This is a genomic window from Nostoc sp. NMS7, assembly GCF_017115085.1.
GTDB lineage: Bacteria > Cyanobacteriota > Cyanobacteriia > Cyanobacteriales > Nostocaceae > Nostoc.
The window spans coordinates 1-21,738 of record NZ_JABXKJ010000069.1; the positions used below are offsets into that span (position 1 = coordinate 1).

Annotated in this window: 24 protein-coding genes; 9 read left to right on the plus strand and 15 right to left on the minus strand. The window is 42.1% G+C overall.

Annotated elements, in window-relative coordinates; genetic code table 11:
- Positions 1 to 130: 130 nt before the first annotated feature.
- The 7 genes from grxD to HWQ38_RS06155 form a co-directional block, all read right to left on the minus strand.
- Positions 131 to 454, minus strand: coding sequence for a Grx4 family monothiol glutaredoxin (gene grxD, locus HWQ38_RS06125; RefSeq protein WP_292791147.1), 324 nt, complete (start codon positions 452 to 454; stop codon positions 131 to 133).
- 75 nt (positions 455 to 529) lie between these two features.
- Positions 530 to 787, minus strand: coding sequence for a BolA family protein (locus HWQ38_RS06130; RefSeq protein ID WP_292791149.1), 258 nt, complete (start codon positions 785 to 787; stop codon positions 530 to 532).
- 234 nt (positions 788 to 1,021) lie between these two features.
- The gene (locus HWQ38_RS06135) at positions 1,022 to 1,630 is read right to left on the minus strand and encodes a hypothetical protein (protein WP_292791150.1); all 609 of its coding nucleotides are present in this window, start codon (positions 1,628 to 1,630) and stop codon (positions 1,022 to 1,024) included.
- 198 nt (positions 1,631 to 1,828) lie between these two features.
- Positions 1,829 to 2,575 (minus strand): 1-acyl-sn-glycerol-3-phosphate acyltransferase, encoded by a 747-nt coding sequence (locus HWQ38_RS06140; RefSeq protein WP_292791151.1) that lies wholly within the window; start codon positions 2,573 to 2,575, stop codon positions 1,829 to 1,831.
- Between the two features lie 115 nt (positions 2,576 to 2,690).
- A complete protein-coding gene (gene tadA / locus HWQ38_RS06145; RefSeq protein WP_292791152.1) occupies positions 2,691 to 3,176 on the minus strand; it encodes a tRNA adenosine(34) deaminase TadA in 486 nt (161 codons plus the stop codon).
- Positions 3,177 to 3,386: 210 nt separating this feature from the next.
- Positions 3,387 to 3,701 (minus strand): glutaredoxin 3, encoded by a 315-nt coding sequence (grxC, locus tag HWQ38_RS06150; RefSeq protein WP_292791153.1) that lies wholly within the window; start codon positions 3,699 to 3,701, stop codon positions 3,387 to 3,389.
- A 47-nt stretch (positions 3,702 to 3,748) separates the two neighbouring features.
- Positions 3,749 to 4,321, minus strand: coding sequence for a DUF981 family protein (locus tag HWQ38_RS06155; protein WP_292791154.1), 573 nt, complete (start codon positions 4,319 to 4,321; stop codon positions 3,749 to 3,751).
- Between the two features lie 365 nt (positions 4,322 to 4,686).
- Between HWQ38_RS06155 and glpX the strand changes: the two genes are divergently transcribed.
- From glpX to HWQ38_RS06170, 3 genes are all read left to right on the plus strand, one after another.
- Complete coding sequence (gene glpX, locus HWQ38_RS06160) at positions 4,687 to 5,724, plus strand: class II fructose-bisphosphatase (RefSeq protein WP_292791155.1); 1,038 nt, start codon at positions 4,687 to 4,689, stop codon at positions 5,722 to 5,724.
- A gap of 232 nt (positions 5,725 to 5,956) precedes the next feature.
- Complete coding sequence (locus HWQ38_RS06165) at positions 5,957 to 7,243, plus strand: glutamyl-tRNA reductase (RefSeq protein ID WP_292791156.1); 1,287 nt, start codon at positions 5,957 to 5,959, stop codon at positions 7,241 to 7,243.
- Positions 7,244 to 7,347: 104 nt separating this feature from the next.
- Positions 7,348 to 7,908 carry a metalloregulator ArsR/SmtB family transcription factor gene (locus HWQ38_RS06170; protein WP_292791157.1) on the plus strand — a complete coding sequence of 187 codons (561 nt, stop codon included), beginning with the start codon at positions 7,348 to 7,350 and terminating at the stop codon, positions 7,906 to 7,908.
- Positions 7,909 to 8,169: 261 nt separating this feature from the next.
- Here the strand turns inward: HWQ38_RS06170 and HWQ38_RS06175 are convergent, their stop codons facing one another.
- From HWQ38_RS06175 to HWQ38_RS06185, 3 genes are all read right to left on the minus strand, one after another.
- Positions 8,170 to 8,745 (minus strand): Uma2 family endonuclease, encoded by a 576-nt coding sequence (locus HWQ38_RS06175; protein WP_292791158.1) that lies wholly within the window; start codon positions 8,743 to 8,745, stop codon positions 8,170 to 8,172.
- Positions 8,746 to 9,161: 416 nt separating this feature from the next.
- Positions 9,162 to 9,944: an ABC transporter ATP-binding protein gene (locus HWQ38_RS06180; protein WP_292791159.1), complete on the minus strand. Its 783-nt coding sequence runs from the start codon at positions 9,942 to 9,944 to the stop codon at positions 9,162 to 9,164.
- Complete coding sequence (locus HWQ38_RS06185; protein ID WP_292791161.1) at positions 9,934 to 11,067, minus strand: branched-chain amino acid ABC transporter permease; 1,134 nt, start codon at positions 11,065 to 11,067, stop codon at positions 9,934 to 9,936. Before HWQ38_RS06185 ends, HWQ38_RS06180 begins: the two co-directional genes overlap by 11 nt.
- A gap of 714 nt (positions 11,068 to 11,781) precedes the next feature.
- On the opposite strand from HWQ38_RS06185, the gene HWQ38_RS06190 reads away from it, so the two are divergent.
- The 4 genes from HWQ38_RS06190 (at position 11,782) to HWQ38_RS06205 (ending at position 14,460) form a co-directional block, all read left to right on the plus strand.
- Complete coding sequence (locus HWQ38_RS06190) at positions 11,782 to 11,979, plus strand: hypothetical protein (RefSeq protein ID WP_292791162.1); 198 nt, start codon at positions 11,782 to 11,784, stop codon at positions 11,977 to 11,979.
- A 61-nt stretch (positions 11,980 to 12,040) separates the two neighbouring features.
- The gene (locus HWQ38_RS06195) at positions 12,041 to 12,298 is read left to right on the plus strand and encodes a cytotoxic translational repressor of toxin-antitoxin stability system (protein ID WP_292791163.1); all 258 of its coding nucleotides are present in this window, start codon (positions 12,041 to 12,043) and stop codon (positions 12,296 to 12,298) included.
- 112 nt (positions 12,299 to 12,410) lie between these two features.
- Positions 12,411 to 13,997, plus strand: coding sequence for a glucose-6-phosphate isomerase (locus HWQ38_RS06200; RefSeq protein WP_292791164.1), 1,587 nt, complete (start codon positions 12,411 to 12,413; stop codon positions 13,995 to 13,997).
- A gap of 178 nt (positions 13,998 to 14,175) precedes the next feature.
- Positions 14,176 to 14,460 (plus strand): type II toxin-antitoxin system ParD family antitoxin, encoded by a 285-nt coding sequence (locus HWQ38_RS06205; protein ID WP_292791165.1) that lies wholly within the window; start codon positions 14,176 to 14,178, stop codon positions 14,458 to 14,460.
- A gap of 97 nt (positions 14,461 to 14,557) precedes the next feature.
- Here the strand turns inward: HWQ38_RS06205 and HWQ38_RS06210 are convergent, their stop codons facing one another.
- The 3 genes from HWQ38_RS06210 to HWQ38_RS06220 form a co-directional block, all read right to left on the minus strand.
- On the minus strand, positions 14,558 to 16,009 hold the full coding sequence (locus tag HWQ38_RS06210) for a DUF1802 family protein (RefSeq protein ID WP_292791166.1): 1,452 nt from the start codon (positions 16,007 to 16,009) through the stop codon (positions 14,558 to 14,560).
- 2 nt (positions 16,010 to 16,011) lie between these two features.
- A complete protein-coding gene (locus HWQ38_RS06215) occupies positions 16,012 to 17,775 on the minus strand; it encodes an ATP-binding protein (protein WP_292791167.1) in 1,764 nt (587 codons plus the stop codon).
- Positions 17,776 to 17,965: 190 nt separating this feature from the next.
- Complete coding sequence (locus HWQ38_RS06220) at positions 17,966 to 18,649, minus strand: hypothetical protein (RefSeq protein WP_292791168.1); 684 nt, start codon at positions 18,647 to 18,649, stop codon at positions 17,966 to 17,968.
- Positions 18,650 to 18,987: 338 nt separating this feature from the next.
- On the opposite strand from HWQ38_RS06220, the gene HWQ38_RS06225 reads away from it, so the two are divergent.
- Both HWQ38_RS06225 and HWQ38_RS06230 read left to right on the plus strand, forming a co-directional pair.
- Complete coding sequence (locus tag HWQ38_RS06225) at positions 18,988 to 19,485, plus strand: hypothetical protein (protein WP_292791169.1); 498 nt, start codon at positions 18,988 to 18,990, stop codon at positions 19,483 to 19,485.
- A 94-nt stretch (positions 19,486 to 19,579) separates the two neighbouring features.
- Positions 19,580 to 19,912, plus strand: a complete 333-nt coding sequence (locus HWQ38_RS06230) for a translation initiation factor (RefSeq protein ID WP_292791170.1) — start codon at positions 19,580 to 19,582, stop codon at positions 19,910 to 19,912.
- 101 nt (positions 19,913 to 20,013) lie between these two features.
- On the opposite strand, the gene HWQ38_RS06235 is transcribed toward HWQ38_RS06230, so the two are convergent.
- Both HWQ38_RS06235 and HWQ38_RS06240 read right to left on the minus strand, forming a co-directional pair.
- Positions 20,014 to 20,229 carry an NAD(P)H-quinone oxidoreductase subunit O gene (locus tag HWQ38_RS06235; protein WP_292791171.1) on the minus strand — a complete coding sequence of 72 codons (216 nt, stop codon included), beginning with the start codon at positions 20,227 to 20,229 and terminating at the stop codon, positions 20,014 to 20,016.
- A 398-nt stretch (positions 20,230 to 20,627) separates the two neighbouring features.
- Positions 20,628 to 21,509 carry a DNA-formamidopyrimidine glycosylase gene (locus HWQ38_RS06240; RefSeq protein ID WP_292791172.1) on the minus strand — a complete coding sequence of 294 codons (882 nt, stop codon included), beginning with the start codon at positions 21,507 to 21,509 and terminating at the stop codon, positions 20,628 to 20,630.
- Positions 21,510 to 21,738 lie beyond the last annotated feature (229 nt).

The following is a 21,738-nucleotide window of genomic DNA, read 5'->3' on the forward strand; positions in this document are numbered from 1 at the left end:
AAGGAACTTCAGTTCCTTGCGGGACATGGCTTTTACGTTAAGTTGACACGTATGAGCATTGCTGTGCCCCTACCGCGTGGTCTATTTACCTGAAAATAGCTGTAAGTAAGAATTACGAATTAGTAATTAGTTACGAGGCTAATGCTACTTCTACTTGTTGCTGCAATTCACCTTTTTGGTACAGTTCAATCAAGATGTCAGAACCGCCCAGGAATTCACCATTGATATACACTTGGGGAATTGTCGGCCAGTTAGAGTATTCTTTAATTCCTTGACGAATTTCAGAATCTGATAGAACATCAACCGTCTCGAAGGGAACTCCCAAGGTATTGAGAATCTGCACCACGTTGTTAGAAAAACCACATTGGGGCATTAACTTGTTTCCCTTCATGAAAACTAAAATCTTGTTCTGTTGTACCAAGTTATCAATTTTCTGTTTGAGTTCTGGCGTCATGATATTTGTCTTTCCTATGTTGCATTCAACGATAACCAGTTAGGAGTTAAAAATTCATAACTCCTAACTCTATGTTTACGAAGCTGTTGTTGCTTGCCAAACTTCGGGAGTATATGTTTTTACTGCCAAGGCATGAATCGCTTCAGTTGACATAGCTTGCCCCAACGCCCCATAAATTAACTGGTGCTGTTGCACTAGTCCTTTACCTGCAAAGTGCGATGAAACAACTGTCACCTGATAGTGATCACCGCCACCAGTCAAGTCTTGTACCTGAATCTGGGCGTCTGGGAGTTCCGCCTTGATCATTTCCTCAATCTGCTGCGGACTAATCATCGCAATTCCTGAAAAAACTTACTTTTCTATTATTAACAGATATAGAGCAAATACCTGTGCCAACTTCAGGTTTTGACAAGGGTGGCCAGAAATCCGCCTCTGAGCTATATTTTTCAGAACGCTGGATCAAAGTCTACGGCAGATAATCCTATCCTAGCACTGGGGCGTTCCAAGGTGCTGCTCAGGGAGAGAAGGATGTGAAAGATGGGGAAAAACAGGTAACAAAAATTTAATTTATTTTTTTTGGGGCGAGGAAGATGAACTACCACCTTCTTTGGGATATGGAGAATCAACAAAACCCAATTCAAACAACTGTTTATAGGCTTTCTTGCCTAAATCTCGCGTCGGGTTTTGACTCTTAATTATTTGAATCAACAAGGGTACAGCTAATTCTGGCTGATTTTGCGCTCGATGTACTAATGCTAGCTGAAAGGTTGCTTCATCTCGCTTCTGGGCTGTTGATAGAGCTTTTTGACGCTGAGAATCTGAAACTCTATTGTCAATTCCTGAAAAGCTAGAATTTAACTCTTGATAAAAATTAGATAGCTGATTATAAACCTGACGCGCTTCTTCCAGTTTTTTAACAGCTAAGGGGTAATCTTGAGCAGAAATGGCTTGGTCTGCATCTTTCACTAAGCGATCGCCTCCATCAATACTCAAAAGGCTGTTACTTTGGGTTATGGGGCGAAGGTTATTGGGACCGTTGGGATCAATTGGTTGTGGTTGGCTGGTAGTGCCTGGTAACTGTGATACCTGAGCATTCACAGGTGATAGCAGACTCAGGACTGCTATGACTGATAAAACAGTACGGTGCATCAAGGTAACAGCGACAGCAGTGTTCATGGGATCAATTAGTGCGACAACTATATAAAAAAGTTATGGAAACTTCGGGTATCTTAACTCTGTTTTGGTCTTGGACAAAGCAAAGCTACATCCTAACGTATCTCTGATTTAGAGTAAAAATCCGTTTAATCGAGTTCCCATTACCCTTGTATAGTAGCTAACTAAAATCGTCGTGATCAGCGATACCTACGGACTACATTAAGAATTAGTAATTTCTGCAAATGCGTGATTAGTAATTTTTGTTTCTTGATGGCTTAATTGTTGCAGTGCTTTTGCTAAATCAACTGTAATGCTTTTGGCATCTTGTTTTATACAGCCATTCATGTAATCCGTGACTCTGATTGGCGAACCAATGTGAATACTTACATCTGTACCCCAATTTGGATAAGGTTGGCTGTAATTAATGCCTATGGGTATAATTTTCACTCCCAGCCCGGAATGACTAGATTCGGCACTCAAAGCCAGACGAGCAATTCCCGGCTTCAACTGATGAACTTGTCCATCACGAAAAATGTTACCTTCGGGAAAGATTACCAGGGTTTTATTCTGCTGAAGTAGCTCAACTCCATGTCGCAACGTGCGGATAGACGGATGCTTAGAATCTACAGGAAACCCCCCCAAACGTCGGACAAACCAGCCTTGCAAACCTTGGCATTCGTCAATAGTCACCATAAACCGCAAATCTTGTTCTCTCAGACAATCAGCCGTAGCATAGGGTACGAGCAATGCATCCCAACGCGCCCGATGGGTAGGCGCGAGAATTACAGGCCCACTTGTGGGGATATTTTTTTGTCCGGTTATTCTAATTTGCCCAAAGAATAATGGTAATAGGCAGTGACGCCCAAATAAATGTGCCAGAGGACTTAACCAAGGAGAAACCCTTGAGGCTACCTGAGGATTTCCTGCTGTGTGTTGGCAGGTATCGGATGAAGAGTAAAATTCCATTATGACGGATGCAGCTGATTGACGGATAAAATTTAACGTAAAGCCTAACTAGTTACACCGTAGATTCTCTTGCGTGACTTGTGTCGTACCAGATGGACAGTTTTACCTCTGTCCGTTAGTTTACACTACGTCGCTTATTGGCAAACCAAGCCTGTAATTGTTGACGACAAGCTGACTCTAGAATGCCTCCGATTACCTGGAGACGATGATTAGAAGCAGCGCTATCGGGTATGTTAATAACTGTACGAATTGCGCCAGTTTTTGTATCGTCTACTCCATATACAAGTAGTCCTAGACGCGCTTGCACAATCGCACCTGCACACATCGGGCAAGGTTCGAGAGTTACGTAGAGGCTGCACTCATTAAGATGCCAATTTTGTAAAGTTGTTGCAGCTCTCTTGAGAGCGAGAATTTCCGCATGAGCGGTAGGATCTTTGTCGCGCTCTTTTCTGTTTTCTCCTTGTGCCAGCAATTTGCCGGTTGAATCAATGATAACAGCACCTACAGGGATTTCACCTGCATCACCTGCTGCTTTTGCTAATTCTAAGGCATAACTCATCCATTGTTGATGTATAAGATATTCTGTATACTTAGTTAGCATCTTCTGATCAATACGCGATGTGCAACTTAATATTCTGACCTCAGTTCCATTCCTCTCTCCTAAAAGGAGAGAGGCTTTGAATTTTTTCGCTTTCGTGGTAATAGAGCAAAACTCCCCTCGACCTTGGCGTAAGCCTGCCGTTAGGGGTTGAACAAATCAAAATTTTTAAGTTTAGCATCACCAAGCCACCGTTGGCGGCTAATCTTATTGTTAAATAGCGGCTTGGGCTAAAAGGGGATCTAGTTGACTTTGGGTGTCTAGCTGATAGAGGTCATCGCAGCCGCCAATGTGCTGGTTATTGATAAAAATTTGCGGTACACTACGGCGTCCATTAGCGCGTTCTGCCATTTTAGCTCTGGCTGCTTCGTTGCCGTCGATTTTATATTCAGTAAAATTTACACCTTTCCACCACAGCAGCATTTTGGCACGAATGCAGTAAGGACAAGTTTGCCATGTGTAAAGTTCGACGTTGGCTTTGACTCGCTCTGGATGGCGATTTAAAAGGGGATTAAGAAAGTCTAGCATATTTTCTTAAGCAATGTTTAAACTATGTCTCTAGCCTAGATCATTGCTTACCGCATTGGGGCTGGAACCCACTTTTGGAAACTCTCTAAATGATTCCAGTAAGACAAATATCCAGTCAATGCCCAAATTAGAGCGGCTATTATTAGCACTGCTACAGCAATTAACCGCCAAGTTCGGTTGGTTTTCCAATAGAGGGTTGGCGCTGCAAAAATACCACCTAATCCAGTTAAAATAAAGCCGATTCCCGATAAAAGCGGTTGCTTTGTCAAATTCAAGTTGATGATGCGGATACCTACTTCGATCGCAACTACACCAGCAAAGAAGCCGTAAATCGCTATTGTGAATAAATCCCAACCTTGAGCCAGGGCGATCGCAGCCGCAACAAACAAGATACCAAATAAGACAGTTGTTTCACCGAAGGCAATGTTAAAGCTACCAATAACTGGCCAGGTGAAGCTCATGTGTAAACCAGTTGTGAGTGCGATCGCACCTGTAATCCCGAATCCCGGAATCCACTGTCTTTGATTAGAACTATCTATACCACGATACACATAGTCAGCCAGTAGAAATAATCCAGCTACCATATTGATCAACATGAGTGTGATGTAGTCGATAAACATGATTAACCTCTTTATTTGACAAGTTATTGACTCTGCACCTCGTTTTTCGCTTATTTTTGAGTTTTTAGTGAATTTACCAGCTTTTTCCTTTATTATTTTATACCTCAAGATAGATACTGAGGAAAAGCAATGTTCTAGATTGCACTGCTACCCATTTGTGCCATTTCTTAACTTAATTAGTTTTGAACGCGCTTTATACTGGAGTAGTTATAGAGTAAAAAATAAGAATGTGTTAACTGGCACTTTTTCAACCAGTTAGCAGTAAAACTTAACTTTCTTCCAGGTGTATCCGCCCTTTGGTAGACTTGAATACTGAAATAGCCGGATAAAAGACGGAAATTCAAGCAATTGAAAGGGTGGACTCTGTGGAAAATACACTTGGGTTAGAGATTATTGAAGTAGTAGAGCAAGCGGCGATCGCATCCGCAAAGTGGATGGGCAAAGGCGAAAAAAACACTGCTGACCAAGTAGCAGTGGAAGCCATGCGGGAGCGGATGAATAAAATCCACATGCGGGGTCGCATTGTGATTGGGGAAGGCGAACGCGACGACGCGCCTATGCTTTATATCGGCGAAGAAGTTGGTATCTGTACCCAACCAAATGCTGAACAAGTCTGTAACCCTGATGAACTAATTGAAATTGATATCGCGGTTGACCCTTGTGAAGGTACGAACTTGGTAGCATATGGACAACCCGGTTCGATGGCTGTCTTGGCAATTTCTGAAAAGGGGGGATTATTTGCTGCTCCTGACTTCTACATGAAGAAGTTAGCAGCACCTCCCGCAGCTAAGGGCAAGGTAGACATCAACAAGTCAGCAACGGAAAACCTGAAGATTCTCTCTGAGGTTTTAGACCGGGGTATTGATGAACTTGTAATCGTGGTCATGAAGCGCGAACGCCATAACGATTTAATTAAAGAAATTCGTGAGGCGGGAGCGAGAGTCGCCCTAATTTCAGATGGTGATGTAGGTGCAGCCATCAGTTGTGGTTTTGCCGGAACTAATATCCACGCGCTGATGGGTATTGGTGCGGCTCCTGAAGGCGTAATCTCGGCAGCAGCAATGCGTGCTTTGGGTGGACACTTCCAAGGTCAACTGATTTACGATCCAGCAGTCGTAAAAACAGGTCTGATTGGAGAAAGCAGAGAAGCTAACATCGATCGCTTAAAGTCTATGAATATCAATGACCCCGATAAGGTCTATGATGCTCATGAACTAGCTTCTGGTAAAACGATTCTGTTTGCTGCTAGCGGCATTACTAGTGGTAATCTCATGCAAGGTGTACGTTTCTTCAAGGACGGGGCAAGAACTCAAAGCTTGGTTATTTCCAACCAGTCGAAAACTGCTCGATTTGTTGATACAATTCACTTGTTTGGTGAACCAAAAGTTCTCCAACTGAACTAATTTTCAGGGAATGGGGAATGGTAAAAGTAAGGGCGAAGCGTTGGGAAAAAATCTTTCTATAAAACGGAAAAATAGTCACCAAAATGCTTTAACCTTATAGTAGTTAGTAGTTAGTAGTTAGTGATTAATTGTTGGTTAGAAAAATATCAACCAAGAAACAAAAATTCCCCATTCCCTATTTCTCACTCAATGCCAGATTGCCAACTACCAATTAGTAACTACGATTTAGCAAATGAATATAGCAGTGGTGGGGTTAAGCCATAAAACAGCCCCAGTAGAAGTCCGGGAAAAACTGAGCATTCCAGAACCACAAATTGAAGGTGCGATCGCTCAACTGGCCAGCTATCCCCATATTGACGAAGTTGCAATTCTTAGCACTTGTAACCGCCTGGAAATCTACATTGTTACCAGTGAAACAGACCAAGGTATCCGAGAAATAACTCAGTTTCTTGCAGAATACAGTAAATTACCTGTGCTTTCTCTGCGGCAACACTTGTTTATGCTGCTACATGATGATGCAGTGATGCATGTGATGCGGGTAGCAGGTGGTTTAGATAGTCTGGTACTCGGAGAAGGTCAAATTCTGGCTCAGGTGAAGACTACTCACAAACTGGGGCAGCAATATAACGGTATAAAAACCATTTTGAATCGATTATTTAAACAAGCGCTGACAGCTGGGAAGCGGGTTCGCACTGAAACTAGTATTGGTACTGGCGCTGTCTCTATTAGTTCGGCAGCTGTGGAGTTAGCACAGATTAAAGTGGCAAATTTAGCTGCTTGCCGAGTGGTAATTCTCGGTGCTGGTAAAATGTCGCGGCTGCTGGTGCAACACCTACTTTCTAAAGGTGCTGTGCAAATTAGTATTGTAAATCGCTCTGGCGATCGCGCCCAAGAATTAGCGAAGCAGTTCCCTCAACAACTGATCCAAATTCATCCCCTATCAGAAATGATGGCAGTAATTGCCGATAGTGATTTGGTGTTTACAAGTACTTCGGCAATAGAGCCAATACTTGACCGTGCCAAGTTGGAAATGGTTTTAGAAGTTCAGCGCTCTCTGATGTTATTTGATATTTCTGTGCCGCGTAATGTTCACCCAGATGTGAATGAACTGGCAAATGTACAGGCGTTTAATGTGGATGATTTGAAGGCAGTAGTAGCGCAAAACTACGAAAGCCGTCGGAAGATTGCACAGGAAGCCGAGCGACTTTTAGAGGAAGAAGTAGAAGCTTTCGATATTTGGTGGCGCAGTTTAGAAACTGTGTCTACTATTAGCTGTCTGCGAAATAAAGTCGAAACCATTCGGGAACAAGAATTAGAAAAAGCTTTGTCGAGATTGGGTTCAGAATTCGCTGATAAACATCAAGAGGTGATTGAAGCATTAACACGGGGAATTGTCAATAAAATTTTACATGACCCGATGGTGCAATTGCGATCGCAGCAAGATGTTGAAGCCAGACAGCGCTGTATGCAAACTCTGCAAATGTTATTTAATCTAGATGCAGAGGAACAGTTTAGTTAGTTAAATTTAACAAGAAAATCCCCAACTTTTTTGAGAAGTCGGGGATTTGAGCTTTTCAATTAGATATACTTCTAATTAGATAGATGTCTAATTAGAAGTTAGTTATGCAACCAGAGCAATTTAACATCTTACTGCGCTTTTTCAAGGCATTAGCGGATGATAGCCGATTGAAGATTGTAGGTATTTTGGCGAATCAGGAGTGCAGCGTCGAAGAATTGGCAGTGCTACTGCAACTCAAGGAACCGACGATATCCCATCATTTAGCGAAACTTAAAGAGCTAAATTTGGTGACAATGCGCCCCGAAGGTAATAGCCGTCTATATCAATTGGATAGCGAGGCTTTGCAAAGTATTAGCAAGGAAATTTTTACACCTGAGAAAATAGCATCTTTGATAGAGGATGTGGATACTGAAGCTTGGGAAAGCAAAGTATTGAAAAACTATTTCGAGGGCGAATGTCTGAAAGAAATCCCCGCTAGTCGCAAAAAGCGCTTAGTGATTCTCAAGTGGTTGACAAGTAAATTTGAGATTGGGGTTCAGTATCCAGAACGCACAGTTAATGATATTCTCAAACGCTACCATCCTGACTGCGCCACCCTGCGACGGGAGTTTATTGCTAGCCAGTTAATGCAGCGAGAGAATGGGGTTTATTGGCGGACAACATAGATTTGAAAGATGTTTCACAATAGTTGTTCTGGGTTAATTCCCCGTTCTTGCAGTCGTGTCAATAAATCTTGATATCGTTGTGGTAGATGACCTCAGATGCGGTATTAGGAGTGATTACCATAATGCTATGCCTCCACTCTTGGGCTTTCTCATAGTTTAGGACAGTTCCAAGTGATCATGCGATCGCAAATATCATCAATTAATCTCAGATTCACAAAATGCACTTGAGATTGTTTAGCTAGTATCTACCAAAGTTCTTCACTAAATTTGCGTTTCTTCCTCGGTAAAGATAGGAGGCCACAATTCAGTAATAGGCAATTCCCAACCGGGAAAAAGTTCTGGTATAGTTAAAATCTCGCCATTTTCTAAAACTGTAGGTTCACCTGTAGAGCGATAAATTGTAACTGTCTCTTCGTCAGGATCAATCAGAATGCCAACGATCGCTCCTTGTTCTATAAATTTGAGAATTTTGGTTACTATAAGTTTAATTTTATCGCTCTGAGATTTAATTTCTACTACCAAGTCAGGGACAAGTTCGCCAAAGTAACGAGGACTTTGGAGAAGTCGGGAAGCGCGAACAAAGGAAACATCAGGTGCTTTGAGGTTTGTATCTGGCATAATGAAACCGCCTGCAGAATCAAACACTCTTCCCCAGCGACGAGGACTTATCCAAGCAAAGAGAAAGGCGATGAGACGACTACTGATTTCGCTGGATACAATATCTGATGGTCCCATAATTGAAATTTTTCCATTTTCGAGTTCCAGTTGGTAATCTAAACCTGCTTCGGTAAAAGCGGTTTGAACTTGCTCTAAATCTCTGATTGTCATTATTGACATAAATTTTTTTCCACTATAATATTTGATTCGATTTTAACATGAGCTAAATTTCCGAAGATTTGACGATTTTGCCGAAAATATCGAAGATTGAAAATTCAAGAAGAATGCAGAATCCAAAATTCAGAATTCAGAATTCAGAATCAATTAGTCGAGGATTCAGACCCGCCACTACGAAACTTGACCACCAAATCGTAGATTTGATGGGGGTCTAAAAAGAGGTTATTCATCCGCTTTTTCGGTCAGAATTCAGAATGAATTCTGTTCGGTGATTTTGGATGTATCCATTTGCTATGACTTCCCTTTGCCGGTTTATAGGTAAACCCCGATCGCAGTAATAAACTTTTCGGTTGTCTAATTTTCTTGGGCATATACTAATTTGCCTTTTACCCAAGATTATTTAGACATTTCATATAAGTTTATTTTCCCAAATACGCCTCTAAAACTTTGGCATTACTTTGAATTTCTGCGGGTGTACCGTCAGCCAAATTCTGTCCTTCGGCAAGTACCCAAACGCGATCGCACAATGACATAATCACATCCATATTGTGTTCAATAATCAAAAAGGTCATCCCGTCTTGACGATTCCAAGTGATAATGCGATCGCAAATATCATCAATTAATTTCGGATTCACCCCAGCTGCTGGTTCATCCAACAAAATTAACTTGGGATTAGTCATCAACGCCCGTCCCATTTCTAGTAGCTTGCGTTGTCCACCAGACAAGCTACCAGCATAATCGTATGCTTTTTTTGCCAAACCCACTGATTCTAATAGGAACATTGCCCGCTCTATGAGTTGCTTTTCTTCCTTGACGACAACGTGCGGTTGCAACTGCACCTGCCAAAAATTTTCACCTGTTTGTTTTTGCGCCGCCAGCAGCATATTTTCTAACACCGACAACCGCGAGAGAGTTCGTGCAACCTGAAAAGTGCGGATTACTCCCTGTTGGGCGATTTGATATGGTTGCAAGTTGTGAATAGGTTCGCCGTCAAAAATCACTCGTCCCTTATCTGGGCGGATAAAGTTTGAGAGTAAGTTAAATAAAGTAGTTTTACCAGCACCATTGGGGCCAATCAAGCCTGTGATGCTGCCTTTAGGAACTTCGATTTTTGCCTCATTAACTGCTTTGATACCACCAAAGCTTTTAGAAAGTCCAGTTGCTACCAAAAGGGGAAGTGGCGATGACTGGTTATTTACCAAGGGTGAGTTCCTCCTTTTTCCCTAAGATACCTTGAGGACGCCAAATCATCAGTATCATTAAAATTAGTCCGATTACCATGATCCGAAATGCACCCAAACGTGCTTCATCAAGAGGAACGATTCTGGGTAAGACTTCCCGCGTCAGTGCATCGTAAGCAAAGAAAATTACCGCACCTAAGATTGTGCCAACATTATTCCCAGAACCGCCTAAAATTACTATGATCCAAGTATCAAATGTTAGTTGCGGTTGGAAATTATCCGGGTAAATGGCGCTGAGTTGCCAAGCGAAGAAAGCACCAGCGATACCCGCGATCGCACCTCCAAGCATGAGAGATTGTAATTTATACCAAAAGACATTTTTTCCTAGTGCCTTGGGAATTTCTTCATCTTCGCGGATCGCTTTGAGAATTCTACCCCAAGGCGATCGCACCAAAATTTCTAAGCGCCAGTATACAAATGCTAAAACCAGCAGCAACACTAGCATTAAACCCGCTTTTGGGTTGTAATTATACAGTCCGATTACCCCAGAAATATAAATCGCTGCTGCCAAAACTGCTAATACAATTCCCACACCCAAGCGTGATGCGAATTCTTCCTTGCTAGTCATCCTTTGGCCTAAATCAGTAGTCCGAGATATTTGGGTAGTACGAATCCATCGCCATAAGGTAAAAAAAGTTACGGCGGCTAGTAGCGTTAATAATCCAATCATCAGAAATCTGATAAACAAATTCGGCTCTGTGGATAGCGGTATGCGATAACTTTGCACACCAAACGCCCCAGAAATCCAGGTATCACCCACAGGTAATTCCTGGTTATTTACCACCAAACGAATTAATTCGCCTGTACCAATAGTCACAATTGACAGATAATCTTCCCGCAAGCGTAAAGTCGCAAAACCAATTATTAAACCCAACAAGGCGGCGACAATTGCCCCAGCTATTGCTGATATCACTAGGGGAACACCCTTTAAGCTTAACAACACAGTTGTATATGCTCCCAGCGTCATGAAAGCAATATGACCAAAGTTAATTAACCCTGTAAAGCCCCATTGCAAATTTAGTCCGAGTGCGAATAAAGCGAAAATTGCTGTAGAAATTGCTAAGAAAATGAGATATTCAACCATGTTAATTTAGTCATTAGTTATTAGTCATTAGTCAAGCTTAGAGGTTCAAGCGCCAAGCTCAGAGGTTCAAGCGCCAAGCTCGGAGGTGCGATCGCCAAGCTCAGAGGTTCAATCGTCAAGCTCTGGGAAACTTACTAGCTCTTTCCTCTGGTACTAGGCAATAAATTTTAGCGTAGCTTGAGTGGAGCTAATTTTTTGGGAATACTATTTATTGTTGGTGTTTCCAGTAGGGAATAATTAACGTGTCAGTAACCCAGCCTTAAAGGGACTGGGCTTGTAAGAGCAATCGAACAAGCCATACTGACCAGACCACCCTGAGCGTAGTCGAAGGGTAAACGTTATTTGAGTCAGGACACCTCGGAATGCGTAGCTAGTTCCCCGCTCTGTCATTTGCAGTTAAACAAATTTAAGGTCACTGAATTAGTGCTGCAAGTCTAACAAGCTCTTATAACAGGTCGTTCGCACAGCGTCTCCCCTTGGGAGAAGCTAACATCACCCCGTAAGGAAGGCTCTTTGGAGCAAAACCGTTATGCGTACAGGGTTGTAAAATTTGAAATGGTAATTGTCCCATTGAAAGTGCATTACAAAAGCACACCGAATTAAACAACTCCAAGGCGGTAATGGTATCAAAATATTTACTGCGGTTAAAACCGCACGAGCCGCTTCCCTCTCAGCACTCTTGGTGACTGAGTTTCCCGCATCCCGTGTATTCCTATGAATTTGCTACGACTTAGAATGCATCACTTAATCGAACAGTTAGGCGATGAGGATTTGCAAGACATTTGGGACGTTCTCGAAGCTTTACATTATGACTTTTATATGCTCAAAGCCATAGAACAAGTCAAGCGATCGCAGCAACCGTGGGATATCTTAACCCATGAAGAAGCACTAAGACTGTTGATGTTTTTCTGATTCAGCAGCGCTTTTTCGCTAATGCCAGTGGCCCCTCAAGTTTTGGTTAAGGTAACGTCTAGTGACTCTGGAAATACGCTATGCAAGGTCTTTTTTGCTAGACCTAAAGAACTTAGAACCTGCCGCCTACGAGCGGGTGCATGATTTTGTCTTTATTGAGTTAGCCCAAAAGTGGCAGCTGACTGATTTAAAAGAACTACGACAGCTTGATGGTGAAGGCATTTTTCACCGCTTCACCCTCGATAATTATCTGATTGGTATAGAAATCAGGGGTGAAATTGTAAAATTTCTGCGTGTCATCCCTATGCCAGATGTTTAAAAAGAGGAGTTAACGAATACTTAAAACTGTAAACAGTATAAGGCTAGGCAGGGATTGCCGTAACCTTCTATTAAACTAGTTTTTGAAATAACACTTTATTTGAGATTTCCCTATGGATGCTAGGGCACTTTGGCAACGATACCAAAACTGGTTATATTTCCACGAGGGATTGGGACTGTACTTAGACGTGAGTCGGATACGGTTCGATGATGCCTTTGTGGATTCGTTGCAGCCGAAGTTTGACAAGGCGTTTGCGGATATGGCTCAACTGGAAAAGGGTGCGATCGCAAATCCCGATGAGAACCGCATGGTTGGACACTACTGGCTGCGAAATCCTGATTTAGCGCCAACTCCAGAACTTACACAAGAAATTGTCCAAACCCTAGAACAAATCGAAGCTTTTGCGGAAAAAGTCCAAACAGGTGCGATTCATCCTCCCAGAGCCAGCCGCTTCACAGATATTATCTCCATTGGGATTGGTGGTTCCGCGCTCGGTCCCCAATTCGTCGCCGAAGCCCTCGCTCCTGATTTCCCGCCCCTGAAACTTCACTTTATCGATAACAACGATCCGGCAGGTATTGATCGCGTTCTCAATCATGTACGAAACAGCCTCGCCAGCACTTTGGTATTGGTAATCTCCAAATCTGGGGGGACGCCAGAACCTCGCAACGGCATGATTGAAGTTAAAAAAGCCTACGCTGGACACAATTTGGAATTTGCCCAGTATGCGGTAGCTATTACTAGCGTTGATAGCAACCTCGACAAGCTCGCCAAAGATGAAGGTTGGCTGGCCAGATTTCCGATGTATGACTGGGTAGGAGGACGCACTTCAGAAATGTCTGCTGTGGGGCTAGTACCAGCAGCATTGCAGGGCATTGATGTTCGCGCCATCCTAGATGGTGCAAAAGAAATGGATGACGCTACCCGCGTCCCAGATGTGAAAAATAATCCAGCAGCCTTACTCGCCTTATCTTGGTACTTTGCTGGCAATGGACGGGGTGAAAAAGATATGGTTGTTCTACCTTACAAGGACAGCTTATTTTTATTCAGTCGCTATTTGCAACAGCTAGTGATGGAATCCTTGGGTAAGGAAAAAGACTTAGACGGTAACGTTGTCCATCAAGGCATCGCCGTTTATGGCAACAAAGGCTCAACAGATCAACACGCTTATGTCCAGCAGTTGCGTGAGGGTGTAGCGAATTTCTTTGCTACCTTCATCGAAGTGTTGGAAGATCGTCAGGGGCCATCCACTGAAATAGATCCGGGAGTTACATCAGGCGATTATCTTTCCGGTTTTCTCCAAGGAACCCGACAAGCGCTTTATGAAAATCACCGCGATTCGATTACAGTCACGATTCCTCAAGTTAACCCCCGAACAGTCGGGGCATTAATTGCTTTGTATGAACGCGCTGTTGGTTTCTACGCTAGTTTGATCAACGTTAACGCCTACCATCAGCCAGGGGTAGAAGCTGGCAAAAAAGCTGCCGCCACCATTCTCGACTTGCAAACACGAGTCGTAGCAGTGCTACAAAAAGAAAAAACTCCTCTTTCTCTTGACGAACTCGCTTCTAAAGCAGGCGCATCAGAGCAAGTTGAGGCAATTTACAAGATTTTGCGTCATATCCACGCCAATCAGCGAGGTGTGGTTTTCCAAGGTGATCTTCAGAAACCCGGTAGTTTAACTGTTTCTGCTAGCTGATAGCTCTAGTTTGAATATCATATTTTGTCCATAATTGTTGTATCAGCAACAATTTTTTATTGTGAAGCATCCTAGATAGAAAGTATATCTTTTGTCTAGGATGCTTCACTATTATGTATTCAATTCATAATTAAAGATAGCGAAGTTAAGACAGCACTAACAAATGGGGCTAATTACTATGACTGAATCAACTGCAAAACAACCTGCACGTCGAGGTAGAATCTTTCCAGAACGCACTTTACCACCAGAAGAACTTGCTAGAGGCAAAGCTGAAGAAGTGATTAGTAAAGCATTAAAGTTGGTATTAGAGTGGGAAAAAGGTTATCAGCAGTGGGTTGGAGAAACGCGCGAAAAAGTTGAGGTTGCTATTGAGCAACTGGATAGAGGGGAAGGTATTGATGGAGAAGTTGTACTTGAACAACTGCGAGAAAAACTGCGTAAAGCAAAAGAAGCACAAGGATGAAACAACATATCATCTCTGCAAAAGCTAGTCAGGATTTATCAGAAATTATTGATTATTTTGTCAGGATAAATATTGATGCTGGGAACAATTTCCTTGCTTATTTTCCGTTTATCGATAAATCGCGGAGAAAGTAAAAGCGATCGCTATTCCAATTACTGCCTTTTATTCGCCCTAAATAGCCTGTTAATGGTGAAGAAAGTTCTATCAAAATTTCGTACAAATTTTGAGGTGTCAAAGGCTGAGGGGGATGATCGTAAATATATGCTACGTGAAGTGCATCAACTCCTACATCTCGATCACCTGTTTTTTCTAGATGCTTTTTGACAAGCTGGATAATGTGCGATCGCAGCTTTATAGATTGTTCAACTTTATCGATATAAGTATTAACTTTATCTTCAGCTAAACCAAAAGGAGCTTGTTGCAAATACTCTTTTAGTTCTAACAAATTGATAGAATTTTTGTAGTGTGCTTGCAGTTCAACTAGTTTTTGCAGTGTTTCAGGGCTAATAACATTCATTTGATTTTCGGTTGCTGTTCTCAAGGCGTAAAAATTTAGTTCTCCAGCCGCTACAATTAATTTAATTGAATTTTCATATTGAACTTTACCAAGATGGTTCATACCTATTTTTAGTAACTGTGCAGGTGTACCATCAGTAACTTTCTCAGTTTTAGTTGCTTTGCACTCTCCTACTATTGGATAAGGTTGTTCAGCGTAAAAATCCATGCCTCCTGCGCCACCAGTTGCATCGGGATTTAAACCTGAACCTGTAAAGCCTAATTTTAGTAATCCTCTACGAACTAACTTTTCAAATGTATGTCCGTCGCTAGAGTTCCCAACTTCAGCAATTTTTTGAATCCAAGGTAAGTCTAAATCTAATGGATTTGTTGGTTGATTGCTACTCCAACCTAAAAATGCTTTGATATCGTCGTCTAATCCTTTCGCTGCTGGTTGGCTAATGGTTAGGGATGCGATCGCACTCTGCAATTCTTCCAATTCAGGATGCAGCGCGGGTTCTAGCTTTTCTAATTGGCGTTTGCGTTGGGCGAAGGTGCGATCGGTTAATATTGGTTTAGCTTCAATAACTATTGTGGGTTGTGATAAAGGGATAAATTGGCTTGTAGCAGTGGTGCTGACTTCAATTGGTTTATCTAACTCATAAACCCGTAGGTATACGAGAAAAATATAATGATATTGTAACAAGATTTCCTTTAGTGCTTCAGTACTCCAAATTGTAGATTTTGATAAGATATCTAAAGGTTCGGTATCATCGAGTATTTGACATAGTTCGCACTTAGCCCATGCTTTAATTAAAATTCTTTCCGAATTAACCTTTGCCACGTTATTTACAGCAATTTTCTGTAAATTTGCATTGTAATAACGCTCAAGTGGTAATGGGAGAGTTGAGGGATTAATCGGATATAGGGCAAATTGTCGCCCCGGTTCAATAAACATCCGGGGTATTGTTGCAATCATTCGTCCTTGTATTAAAGCTTCAACTTCTTGAGCAGGTAGACATATAGCTTGGTCAATTAAGACTGATTCACTCATATTTAATCACCCACGACAGCCAATTCAGTAATTTCAGCAAGTTCAGATGATTCAGAGTAGCTACTTACAGATGGAAGTTCTGCATTGCTTTCAAGAACATGTTTAGGTACTTGATATGATGGATCACTCAAAATTTCTTTTAGTAGAGTGTTACTAGCTCCTAGCTGATATACAGCACCCTTCTCAGTAATAAAATTAAGAATTTCCTCCTCGGTAAAGCCATAGTCTATTTCACGCTTTTTATAGACAGATCGAATAGCTAATAGCGGTCTAATCTCCTCTTCTTTAAGTTCTGCAAATTCGCCTCCTTGCGTTATCAGTGGTTCGATATAAGTCTTATACAAATGAGAACTAATATTTTTATCCTTGGATTTAGAGCGAATTAAACAACCACGAGTCAGTCCAAAGGTTTTGTAATCTATTAATCTTCTCAATCCTGCTCCTAAAGCTCTGCCACTTGCGTACTGGAGAACAGCAACGCCAATACTTACATTTTTCCCATCTTCTTTACCGAAAATCTTAAAATTGAGGTAATCGTCTTTACCACCTAGTTGTTTTACTTTTTCTGTAATCTGCTCAATTTTTACTCCTTCTACTGTTTTATTTATTAATGTCTGGAAGCCAAATAAAACAGCATCAGCTAGTAGATAGTTGTCATCTAAATAATTGCTAATTTCTTGAGTAAGCTCTTTTTTGAAAGCTTGTTCAACTGGGTCTTCTTTTGGAATTACAGGTGGCTCTCCTCCATCAGTAGGTTTACAATTATCTTGGCACCATTGCAAAACTTTTCTAACTGGTGGCTTCTCTTCACTACTCAGGTCTCTTAGTTGAGTTTCAGTAAATGGGTAAAGTCGATGAGGTGCTACTAAACTTCTAGCGCTATAGAATTCTGTTAACCACAAAGCAACTAGCTCAACAATTGAATCGCCATTCATATACTTTAAGTCAATAGGATTTCCATAAGCAGAAACTTTGCTATAAACACCAGCAGGTAGTTGCTTAATTTTATTAATCCATATAGCAGGCATCATTACCGTTAGAATTACGCCTCTACTCAGATTTTCAAACAACTCTTTAACCAAACCAGCAACAACCTGTGATTTTGTAAAACCGGCTCTGTTAATTTCAACTGATTCTAGTTCATCAAAACAAATCACCAGTTGATAATAGTCACTAATAAGATCCCAAATTTGCTGAATTACATCAAAAGATTGACCATTAATACTAGGTAGACAAAGTTCATTAGCTTTATATTGAGCAAGTTCATCACCAGATAACCATTTGACCGCATAAAGCGTCTCAGAATCAGCGAGTGTCCACAGAATAGCCCGGATGATATCAGGATTTTTAAGACTCGGTTTAGTCTTACGGAATGCTTCTATTAGCTGATTAACTAAAGTTTGGTTTTTACTTAATTCATTTCGACTAAGTTTTTGTACTAAATCTTTAGATAACAAAGTTGGAGCGTGAGGATGAATAGACTTAACAGCTTGATTAGCTATTGCTGAGGCAAGTTCTTGCCACTGCGTTACTCCTTGGCTGCCAATTTTCCCTAAACTATCTCCCAAGGTACGCTGGAATCCGTGCTTAATATTATTTAAATCACTAAATTCAGTGGCGTAAATAAATAAAGCACTACCATCAGTCTGAAGACGATGGCGAATACGGCTGATAATATGTGTTTTACCAGTGCCCGATTCGGCTGTGATAGCAATTGAAGTTCTTTGGTACTGACCAGTACGAATTTGGTTAATTGCTTGAAACACAGCATCTGAAGCATGAGCATTGAGAGTTGTCACATCAGGAAATTCTTTGCCCCAAACTTCTTGGCTCCCTACAAATGGAAGCAGTGCAAAGGGGTTGTGATTTTGTAAAGCTGCGTTAATATCCTCAATAGAGGAAATGGGAGAACTAGTCATAGTGGTTTGTGTGTAAGAAGAAACAACAAAATTTAGATTAATTTGCAGAACTGAGGCGCTTGGCATAATAGCGTAATCCACTCAATTTAGTTGTAATTGAGTCTTCAGCTTTATCAGGAGTGATATCTGTCATCTCTCCGCCTATTAGCTGAACAATGTCGTTTTTCTGCATTTCCAGCAACCACTCACTGAACTCTGTACGACTAATGCGATCGCCTATTTCTCTTCTGATACGATAAATTGGCACCAGATCATCTAGGTTGTAGTTCTGGTTCAGCTTGTCGTAGACTTCCAACGCCACAGATTTAAACTCGTCGTAAGAAGCGATTCCTTTGGAAAGCTTCGCGATCGCACTTTTCCCATTAACCAGTACATCTGCACCAGCCACCGCCACATCAATCTGACTAATCCACCTCACTAACGCATTCGCCGCCCAAGTACCGACAATCGTCCCTTCAAACTTAAAATCGCCACTTCTCAAACCCTCACCCAATACCTCTAAACCCTTGCCAGATGTCAAAGAATATCCCTTTTTGGAGATTGCGATCGCACCCTGACTCTGTAATTCCTCGAATATGCCCTGATAATCTGCTACCTTCTGGGTCTTGGATACAATTCGCTTAGTGAATTGACCCTTCTTAACTTCCTGATGCGTTCCTCCCAAATCCCACAAAGCCAAAAGGAGACGAGTTATAGTTTGGGCTGTATTTTGTGATGTCATATTAAGTGTATTTTTTGACAATAGTTATTGTAGTGGCTGTATATTTGTAATTTATTTATTCCGAAAAGATAACCGAGAAATTGCTGAATATTTCGCCGTTTTAGGTAAATTCATGCATAAAAAATCAACAATATATTTCCTTAGGATGAATGCAGTTTCTGTCAAAGGCGGGATGGAATAGTTGAGAAAATCGATCATCATGACAGTTACACACTATAGCTGTGCAGTTGTAAATTCAGTGGTATATGTTTTTTCAATCCCAAGCGAAATAACAGGAATTCCACCTTTGTTTTTGCAACAGCAAGGCTTTTAGCAAATACAGGTGATGACGAAATCCGATGAACACAACAATATATAAAGAGCGTAAAATAGTTTCACGTCTATTTGCAGTGCTGCTTTCGGCATTGCTAATGGTACCCTTGCTGAGTAGCTGCGGAGGCGGTTCTCGAAACGCTTCAACACCACCACCTGTTGATGACAGTATGGGTAGAACAGTGAGCGATCGCAACGCTAGAAACCAACCCGAAGCTAAGAAGGGCTTGGGTACAGGGCAAAAAGTGGCACTTTTGGCGGGAGCTGCCGGACTTTATTACCTCTACAACCAACATAAGAATGCTTCACAAGAAGGAGCGCAAGGTAAGTACTATCTCTCTAAGAATGGGCGTGTATACTACCGTGACGCTGAAAAACGCGCTCACTGGGTAACTCCACCAAAAGAAGGAATTCGAGTGCCAGAATCTGAGGCACAAAAGTATCGGGAATTCCAAGGCTATAATGGGAATTCTTCAGGTCGCGATCTGACTGGTATAACTTCATCAGCAGCTCCAACACTCTAGATCAGTGAAGCGTGTGTAAACCTCAAGCGGGTTTCCCGGAGGATAACGCCAATCGCGCACGTCGGAAACACGAACTTAAATCAGGAGACAGATTATGGTAGATGACTTTTTGCGAAAGGCGAAGGATTTGCTTTTGGGATCGAACAGCGATCAAGCTGATCAAGATGCAGAATTGCGCGATCGCAATGTACGTCCAGCCAGCGAAGACCCCTACGGTGATCCCGCAGAGGCGGCATCTTACGGCAACCTCACCCCAGCCAGTCAAGACCCCTACGGCGACCCCGCAGATATCGCGTCTTACGGCAACGTTCGTCCAGCTAGTGAAGACCCTTACGGCGATCCCGCAGACCAAGGCGAGTTTGGCAACGTCCGCCCAGCCAGCGAAGATCCCTACGGCGACCCCGCAGATGAGGATTCCCGCCGTTAACGCGAAACTAATATTGTGATGTTGCTTTTCATAGGGTAATGTCTGGATTAGCAATCAAGGCAGTAGGATTTAAAACTACTGCCTTTTGTTTTTGCGTTTTATTATTTAAACTCTTCGAGTTGATCCACACGTAACCAAATATTAGGTGTTGGTACTTTTCCAAACTTAATCAGCGCATAATCACCTTTGACATCTACAATTTCGCCCTTGGTTTCAAACAAATAAGAAGGAAAGCGACTATCACTCGCTTTTGCCTCCAGACTGTTTTCTAGTTTCTCGCGCACAGCGCGAACCATATCTCCTTTTTTGACTGCCATCAGTTCCTCTCTCAAATTTGTAACTTCTTTTATCTGCATTTTAAGAGAGTTCCGAGTTAGAAGTAGGATTTACGCAAACAATAACTGAAAAGAATGATTTTCTTCTTAGGGGCAATTCATGTAGCTTTAGCTTCCCGCAGGGTATTGCCCCTACCGCGTGTAATTTTGCGTAAGTCCTAAGAAGTAAAAACTTCAAACTCCTAACTCCAATTCTGTATGAAGATACACCAAACTATATAAGAAACAAACCGCAAAGGGCGCATACTCCTACGGAGAAGCAAGCTACCCGTAGCGTCTCGTAGAGAAGAACACAAAGAAATAAAGAAAATTTGGCGCAGCCTCACAAAGAATTGGTATAACTCCAAACTCCTGTACAGACGCGATTAATCGCGTCTCTCCTAACTCCTAACTCCCCGTACCGTTTGACACTGAGAGCAAAAGTGACTCGATCGCCCAGCTAACCTAATCCGTTGAATTTCTGTGCCACAAACTCGACAGGGTTCTCCAGCGCGGTTATAAACCCAGGCTAAACCACCATAGTTGCCGTTAGTACCTTTAACATTTAGGAAATTACTAAAAGTCGTACCACCAGCTTCAATACTCGTTTCTAACACTTGAATGATGGCTGTTCGCAAACGTTCAATTTGTTTTAACTGCAAATCTATACACAAAGTTTCAGGTAAAATTCCACTCTTAAACAGTGCTTCATCGGCATAAATATTACCTAATCCCGCCACCACCGATTGATCGAGTAGCGCAGTTTTAATCGGACGGCGGCGGTTTTGCAGTTTGAGAGCTAGATATTCGACAGTGAATTCCGGTGAAAATGGGTCTGCTGCCAGTTTTGCCAAACCAGTGATAATACTTTCTACAGCAACACCAGGCGGAACCCACCACATTTTACCAAAGGTACGCTGATCAACAAAGCGTAATTCCTGCTGATCTCCAAAGAATAATCTTACCCGCGTGTGCTTATGTAATGGTTCATCTCGATGCAACCATAGTAGTTGACCGGTCATTCGCAGATGAACCCCTAGCCAGCCGGAAGATGAGGGGGAGAGTTCGGCGAGGAGATATTTGCCGCGACGATGCCAAGTGGCGATCGCAGCGCCAACCCCTCCGGGGTACGCATTCTTTGTAATTCCGTCAACAAACTCACCTACAGAAAACGGGTAGGCGATGGTGCGATCGAGCAACACATCTCCACCCGTAATTTCTTGGTTGAGGGTCAATTGATTTAGACCCCTTCGGACTGTTTCAACTTCAGGAAGTTCAGGCATTCAAACTGATTAAGCAAACAATTTTGATGTACTTGGGGGTCAATAAAGAAGAGATAAGGTAATATCTTAGACACACGTAGGTGGCTTGTCGTACTACCAAAAATAAACCGTAAATACCCGCAGGACGGCTTCTCGTAGATTAGGTAGGCTAGGATGAAGAATTAATCAACTGAAAGTTTCAGACTTCATACTTCAGACTTACCTTGATCATCGCATCAAACAACCCCCT

Excerpts from the sequence above, each read along its gene's own strand:
- HWQ38_RS06140 (WP_292791151.1), bottom strand. The coding sequence starts at position 2,575 with ATGGAATTTTACTCTTCATCCGATACCTGCCAACACACAGCAGGAAAT.
- HWQ38_RS06130 (WP_292791149.1), bottom strand. The coding sequence starts at position 787 with ATGATTAGTCCGCAGCAGATTGAGGAAATGATCAAGGCGGAACTCCCA.
- HWQ38_RS06210 (WP_292791166.1), bottom strand. The coding sequence starts at position 16,009 with ATGAGTGAATCAGTCTTAATTGACCAAGCTATATGTCTACCTGCTCAA.
- HWQ38_RS06190 (WP_292791162.1), top strand. The coding sequence starts at position 11,782 with ATGAATTTGCTACGACTTAGAATGCATCACTTAATCGAACAGTTAGGC.
- HWQ38_RS06220 (WP_292791168.1), bottom strand. The coding sequence starts at position 18,649 with ATGACATCACAAAATACAGCCCAAACTATAACTCGTCTCCTTTTGGCT.
- HWQ38_RS06155 (WP_292791154.1), bottom strand. The coding sequence starts at position 4,321 with ATGTTTATCGACTACATCACACTCATGTTGATCAATATGGTAGCTGGA.
- HWQ38_RS06135 (WP_292791150.1), bottom strand. The coding sequence starts at position 1,630 with ATGAACACTGCTGTCGCTGTTACCTTGATGCACCGTACTGTTTTATCA.
- HWQ38_RS06165 (WP_292791156.1), top strand. The coding sequence starts at position 5,957 with ATGAATATAGCAGTGGTGGGGTTAAGCCATAAAACAGCCCCAGTAGAA.
- HWQ38_RS06200 (WP_292791164.1), top strand. The coding sequence starts at position 12,411 with ATGGATGCTAGGGCACTTTGGCAACGATACCAAAACTGGTTATATTTC.
- grxD (WP_292791147.1), bottom strand. The coding sequence starts at position 454 with ATGACGCCAGAACTCAAACAGAAAATTGATAACTTGGTACAACAGAAC.
- HWQ38_RS06175 (WP_292791158.1), bottom strand. The coding sequence starts at position 8,745 with ATGTCAATAATGACAATCAGAGATTTAGAGCAAGTTCAAACCGCTTTT.
- HWQ38_RS06170 (WP_292791157.1), top strand. The coding sequence starts at position 7,348 with ATGCAACCAGAGCAATTTAACATCTTACTGCGCTTTTTCAAGGCATTA.
- tadA (WP_292791152.1), bottom strand. The coding sequence starts at position 3,176 with ATGCTAACTAAGTATACAGAATATCTTATACATCAACAATGGATGAGT.
- HWQ38_RS06240 (WP_292791172.1), bottom strand. The coding sequence starts at position 21,509 with ATGCCTGAACTTCCTGAAGTTGAAACAGTCCGAAGGGGTCTAAATCAA.
- grxC (WP_292791153.1), bottom strand. The coding sequence starts at position 3,701 with ATGCTAGACTTTCTTAATCCCCTTTTAAATCGCCATCCAGAGCGAGTC.
- HWQ38_RS06235 (WP_292791171.1), bottom strand. The coding sequence starts at position 20,229 with ATGGCAGTCAAAAAAGGAGATATGGTTCGCGCTGTGCGCGAGAAACTA.
- HWQ38_RS06185 (WP_292791161.1), bottom strand. The coding sequence starts at position 11,067 with ATGGTTGAATATCTCATTTTCTTAGCAATTTCTACAGCAATTTTCGCT.
- HWQ38_RS06230 (WP_292791170.1), top strand. The coding sequence starts at position 19,580 with ATGGTAGATGACTTTTTGCGAAAGGCGAAGGATTTGCTTTTGGGATCG.
- HWQ38_RS06205 (WP_292791165.1), top strand. The coding sequence starts at position 14,176 with ATGACTGAATCAACTGCAAAACAACCTGCACGTCGAGGTAGAATCTTT.
- HWQ38_RS06225 (WP_292791169.1), top strand. The coding sequence starts at position 18,988 with ATGAACACAACAATATATAAAGAGCGTAAAATAGTTTCACGTCTATTT.